Raw genomic sequence first — 6,000 nt, 5'->3', positions numbered from 1 at the left:
TTGATATTTTAGTTTACCTAAAAAGATTGAAAATAAATCATAAATTTTGTAAAATATATTGAATGAAAGAAAGAGGTGAACATATATGAAAAAATATATTTCTTGGAATGTGAATGGATTACGTGCAGTTCTAAAAAAAGGGTTTATGGAATATTTTGAAAATCAAAAACCTGATATTATCGGACTACAAGAAATAAAACTAAGTGAGGGTCAATTAGATTTAGAGTTACCGGGATATTATACATACTATAACTATGCAGAGAAAAAAGGATATTCAGGAACAGCTATATTTACTAAAATTAAACCTATTAGTGTAACTTATGGAATAGGGATAGAAGAACATGATAAAGAGGGAAGAGTAATAACAGCTGAGTATGATAATATATATTTTGTAACTGTATACACACCTAATTCAAAATCTGAACTTGAAAGATTAGATTATAGAATGGTATGGGAAGATGAATTTAGAAAATATTTAAAAAATCTAGAAAAAACTAAACCTGTTATAGTTTGTGGAGATTTAAACGTGGCGCATTGTGAAATAGATCTTAAAAATCCAAAAACAAATACAAGAAATGCAGGATTTACAATAGAAGAAAGAAATAAATTTACAGAATTATTAGAAAGTGGGTTTATAGATACATTTAGATATTTTTATCCAAATAAAGAATATGCATATAGTTGGTGGTCATATCGTGGAAATGCAAGAAAAAATAATACAGGGTGGAGAATAGACTATTTCTGTGTTTCAGATAGTCTAAAAGATAAGATAGTAGATGCTGAAATTCACTCAGAAATAGAAGGTTCTGATCATTGTCCAGTACTACTTTATTCAAAAATTTAGAGCATTTGCTCTTTTTTGTATGAATAAAATTATATAAAATTAATCATAGATTATTACATTTATAACTATATGTAAATTAATTAGAATAATAAAATAAAACATTAATACAAGATATTTATCATATTTAAATGACAAGGATATGAGTTTTAATCATAAAAAACTTGAATTAAAATCAAGTTTATGATAAAATTAATTGAATTTGAACTAAGAATGTATTTTTTGCCGAATATATGCTTGGTTTAGATAATAAATATTAGGAGGAATACAATGGCAATGAGAAGTAAAGCTGAAATAGTAGCTGAATTTGGAAGAGATGCTAAAGATACAGGATCAGCAAATGTACAAGTAGCAATTTTAACAGAAAGAATTAATCACTTAACTGAACACTTAAAATTCCATTTTAAAGATGTTCATTCAAGAGCAGGATTATTAAAATTAGTAGGTAAAAGAAGAAGATTATTAAACTATATCAAAAACAGAAATGTTGATGAATATAGAGAATTAATTGAAAGATTAGGAATTAGAAAATAGTAAAAAGGACGATATGTCCTTTTTTACTTTAAGGGAGTTAGAATGAATAAGAATTTAGAATTATTAGAAGGTGATATAACAAAAAATCTTTTTAAATTATCTATACCAATAATAATGACATCATTAGTTTCTATTTTTTATAATTTGATAAGTATAAAATTTGTCAGTTATTATGTAGGAGATAATGCTGTTACATCTGTTACTGCAGCAAGTTTCTTTCTTAGTTTTAGTTATGCTTTATTATTTATAACTAAAAATGGAGCACAAATATATGTTGCACAATCTATAGGAGCAAGTAGTATAAATAAAGCTAAAATATATGCTAGAGTATCCTTGATACTTGCGTTTATATTATCTCTTATTTATATGTTAATAACTTTTGTATTTGCACCAAGTTTTATAATGTTAGTTGGAGTTAAAAATCAAATTTATTTATATCCAGCAATAGAATTTTTGAAAATTTCAAGTATAGGATTTATATTTTTATTTATTGGGCAAACATTGGCAGCGATAATAAATGGAAAGGGAGATACCATGGGACCTTTCATAATATTATCTTCCGGTTTAATAATGAATATATTTCTTGATTTTTTCTTTTTAGGAATAATGAAAGAAGGAGTGAGAGGGGCAGCTATTGCTACTTTAATATCACAAATTTTATCTTGCTTTATACTATATTTATACTTTAAAAGAAAAAAATCAATTTTTAATAATATTAAAATATTTGTGATTGATGAATTTAAATACTATGTTAATGTAATTAAGATAGGATTACCTAGTGGTTTAGGACAGGCCTTATTTACATTAATTGCAATAGTTATTGCTCAAATGATATCACAAGTAGATGAAAGTATATTAGGAGTGCAAAGATTAGGAGTACAACTTGAATCTTTTTCATGGAATATAGCTAGTGGGTTTTCAATAGCAGTTGCTACATTTATAGCACACAATTATGGTGCAAAAAGATATTCTAGAATATCAAGTATTTATAAGATATCGGTTATTAGTATATCAATTTTATGTTTTATATTAACGTTAATATTTGTATTTTTAGCTAGACCTTTATATGAAATATTCTTATCAGATGAAAAATTGATTAATGAAGGGACTAAATACTTAACTATTATCGGACTTGCACAAATACCACAAGGAATAGAATCTATAACAACAGGTGCCTTTAATGGTATAGGTAAAACCCGTGAACCTAATTTTATTTCTATATTTGGTACGGCAATTAGAATACCTATAGTTAAAATACTTTTACCAGTATTTGGATTAGTTGGAATATGGTGGACTATTCATTTTAGTATGGTAATAAAAGGATTAGTTTCTATGTTTTGGTTTATAATAATATGGATAAGATTTTTAAAAGAAAATACTGATAATATGAAGGCGGAATAAATTTCTGTCTTCTTTACTTTCTAACTTAAATTATGGTAAAATAAAATAAAAAAGTGAGGTAATTTATGAAAATAGTAATAGGAAATGACCATTCAGGAGTAGAATATAAAAATCAATTAGTTGAATATTTAGAAGGCAAAGGAATAGAAATTATTAATGTTGGAACTGATTCAGTTGATTCAGTAGATTATCCAGATATAGCACAAGAGGCAACTAAGGTTTGGGTTGAAGGAAAAGCTGATTTTGGGATATTAATTTGTGGAACAGGTATAGGAATTTCAATTGCTGCAAATAAAGTTGAAGGTATACGTGCTGCCTTAGTTAATAACGAAGTTTGTGCAAGACTTTCAAGACAACATAATAATGCAAACTTTTTAGTATTAGGAGCAAGAGTTACTGGAATTGAGCTTGCTAAATCTTGTATCGATGCCTTTTTAAGTTCAGAATTTGAAGGTGGTAGACATGCTACACGTATAGGTAAAATTGAATCATGTGGAGGTAAATTTTAATGTCAACAATATTTAAAAAAATAATAGATAAAGAAATACCTGCTAAAATAGTATATGAAGATGATGACTTTATAGCTTTTGAAGATATAGCCCCTGTTGCAAAAGTCCATGTTTTAGTTATACCTAAAAAAGAAATAAAAAATTTAGATAATGCAACTGAAGATGATATTATGCTATTAGGTAAATTACAATTAACTATAGCCAAAATAGCTAGAATGTTAGGTATAAATGAAGAAGGATATAGAGTTGTTACTAACATTAATGCTAATGGAGGTCAAACAGTTTATCATATACATTATCATATTATTGGTGGGGAAAAATTAGGAGTAATGGCATAATGCAAGAAGTTATTGTTAGTCGTGATAATAAATATTTTAAATTTCTAAAAAAACTTAAAGATAAAAAATATAGAGATAGAAATAATATATTCTTAGCTGAAGGTGAAAAATTTTTAGAAGAAAATATTAGATTTACTAAAGTAATAGTTAGAGAAGATAAGTTTGAATACTATAATTCTAAGTACAATATTTCTAGGTATGATAATTTAACAGTTTTAAGTTCAAATTTGTTTGATCAAGTTTCTACTCAAGGAAATAGTCAAGGTATATTACTTATATATTCTAAAAATGTTTCTGAATTAAAAGATTTAAAAGGAGATCTTGTAATACTTGATGATGTTCAGGATCCTGGAAATATAGGGACTATTATAAGAACTATGGTTGCAACAAACTATTTAAATCTAATAATGACAAATTCTACAGTAGATGTATTTTCTCCTAAGGTAGTTAGAGCTACTATGGGAGGTATATTTAAAGTAAATATGATATATTCTGATAGAGAAGAAATAATTAAATTTTTAAAAGAGAATAACTATAATATAATTTCTACAGCCTTAAAAGAAGATAGTATTGATTATAGAAAGGTTAAAAAAATCGAAGATAAAAATGCATATGTATTTGGTCATGAAGGTGGAGGAGTTTCAGATGAATTTATTTCAATTTCTGATCAAAAGACTATAATACCTATATATGGAGATATTGAATCTTTAAATGTTTCAGTGGCTTTAGCTGTATTTTTATACAAAATGCGTGAATTATAGAAATTGGTAGTAATACCAATTTTTTATTTAACACTGATTTCGTATTTTTTATTAATACTGATTACAAAATATTGATTTGGTTAAAAAAGTCACATATTTTAAAAGTTAAATATATTAGCATATTTCGAGCTATAAAAATATGAAATTTAATTAAGTTAAAAAACTAATACTGATTTGATAAAAAAGATATTTACAAATAACACTGACTATGATATATTATTATCAAAGAAAAGTTATATAGGAGGATTAATTATGAAAGCAGTAGTAGTTAATAAAGAAGGTACAGGAGTTGAAGTTGTAGAAACTTCATTAAGACCTTTAAAAGTTGGAGAAGCATTAGTTGATGTTGAATATTGTGGAGTTTGTCATACAGATTTACACGTTGCTCATGGTGATTTCGGTAAAAAACCAGGAAGAATTTTAGGACACGAAGGTATAGGAATAGTTAGAGAAGTTGCTGAAGGTGTTACTTCATTAAAAGTTGGAGATAGAGTAAGTATAGCTTGGTTCTTCGAAGGATGCGGAAGATGTGAATACTGTGTTACAGGTAATGAAACTTTATGTAGAAGCGTAATAAATGCTGGATATACTGCAGATGGTGGAATGGCTCAAGAATGTATAGTTACAGCTGATTATGCTGTTAAAGTTCCTGAAGGATTAGATCCAGCTCAAGCAAGTAGTATTACATGTGCAGGAGTTACTACATATAAAGCAATTAAAGTAGGAAAACCTCAACCAGGACAATGGGTAGTAATTTGGGGTGCAGGTGGACTTGGAAACTTAGCAGTTCAATACGCTAAAAAAGTATTTAATACTAACGTTGTTGCAGTAGATATTAACGATGATAAATTAGCTTTAGCTAAAGAAGTTGGAGCAGACTATGTAATAAATGGTAAAAAAGAAGACCCAGTTAAAAAAATATTAGAATTATCTAATGGTGGAGCACATATATCTGTTGTTACAGCAGTTTCAAAAGTTGCATTTAACCAAGCAATAGATTCAGCAAGAGCAGCTGGTAAAGTAGTTGCAGTAGGTCTTCCTTCAGAAACAATGGATGTTTCAATAGTTAAGACTGTATTAGATGGAATAGAAATTATAGGATCACTTGTTGGTACAAGAGAAGACTTAAAAGAAGCATTTGAATTTGGAGCACAAGGATTAGTAGTACCAGTAGTTCAAACTAGAACTATAGAAGAAGCTCCAGCAATATTTGAAGAAATGGAACAAGGAAAAATACAAGGAAGAATGGTTATAGATATGAAAGCCGGATGTTCTTGTGGACACAAACACTAATTAATTAACTAATTATTTAAATATAAAAATCGCAGTTTATTCTGCGATTTTTTAATTAAAAAGAAAATAAAAAACAATCGTTATTGATTGTTTTTATCCATTTATTATATCATTATCATTAAATGAATATACTAAACACCATACAAAAATATATGAGACTATTATAAGAAATCAAGTAGATATAGCAGAAAAATGAAAAAATCCATTCCAAATATATATAATAGAGTTGTTAGAATAGTTACTATTATAAAGTCGAATATTTTCATATATTACACCACCTTTATTCTTTTAATTAATTATATTACTTTCAATTAGTTAAAACA

General features: G+C 26.9%; 7 protein-coding genes. All 7 read left to right on the top strand.

Annotated elements, in window-relative coordinates; genetic code table 11:
• The first annotated feature begins 85 nt into the window (after positions 1–85).
• The 7 genes from AYC59_RS01015 to adhP all read left to right on the top strand — a co-directional run bounded on the left by AYC59_RS01015 (position 86) and on the right by adhP (position 5,677).
• Positions 86–844, top strand: coding sequence for an exodeoxyribonuclease III (locus AYC59_RS01015; RefSeq protein ID WP_066894377.1), 759 nt, complete (start codon positions 86–88; stop codon positions 842–844).
• Positions 845–1,111: 267 nt separating this feature from the next.
• On the top strand, positions 1,112–1,375 hold the full coding sequence (gene rpsO / locus AYC59_RS01010) for a 30S ribosomal protein S15 (RefSeq protein ID WP_066894375.1): 264 nt from the start codon (positions 1,112–1,114) through the stop codon (positions 1,373–1,375).
• Between the two features lie 42 nt (positions 1,376–1,417).
• Positions 1,418–2,776, top strand: a complete 1,359-nt coding sequence (locus AYC59_RS01005) for an MATE family efflux transporter (RefSeq protein WP_066894373.1) — start codon at positions 1,418–1,420, stop codon at positions 2,774–2,776.
• A 65-nt stretch (positions 2,777–2,841) separates the two neighbouring features.
• Complete coding sequence (gene rpiB / locus AYC59_RS01000; protein WP_066894372.1) at positions 2,842–3,285, top strand: ribose 5-phosphate isomerase B; 444 nt, start codon at positions 2,842–2,844, stop codon at positions 3,283–3,285.
• Positions 3,285–3,623, top strand: coding sequence for a histidine triad nucleotide-binding protein (locus tag AYC59_RS00995; RefSeq protein WP_066894370.1), 339 nt, complete (start codon positions 3,285–3,287; stop codon positions 3,621–3,623). Before rpiB ends, AYC59_RS00995 begins: the two co-directional genes overlap by 1 nt.
• The gene (locus AYC59_RS00990; RefSeq protein ID WP_066894368.1) at positions 3,623–4,384 is read left to right on the top strand and encodes a TrmH family RNA methyltransferase; all 762 of its coding nucleotides are present in this window, start codon (positions 3,623–3,625) and stop codon (positions 4,382–4,384) included. The genes AYC59_RS00995 and AYC59_RS00990 overlap by 1 nt, the downstream gene beginning before the upstream one ends.
• A 252-nt stretch (positions 4,385–4,636) precedes the next feature.
• On the top strand, positions 4,637–5,677 hold the full coding sequence (gene adhP / locus AYC59_RS00985; RefSeq protein ID WP_066894366.1) for an alcohol dehydrogenase AdhP: 1,041 nt from the start codon (positions 4,637–4,639) through the stop codon (positions 5,675–5,677).
• The last annotated feature ends 323 nt before the right edge of the window (positions 5,678–6,000 follow it).

It is taken from the genome of Pseudostreptobacillus hongkongensis (genome assembly GCF_001559795.1).
In the GTDB taxonomy this organism is placed as follows: domain Bacteria; phylum Fusobacteriota; class Fusobacteriia; order Fusobacteriales; family Leptotrichiaceae; genus Pseudostreptobacillus; species Pseudostreptobacillus hongkongensis.
The sequence above is the reverse complement of the archived record's forward strand: the minus strand, read 5'-3'. Positions and strand labels throughout refer to the sequence as shown.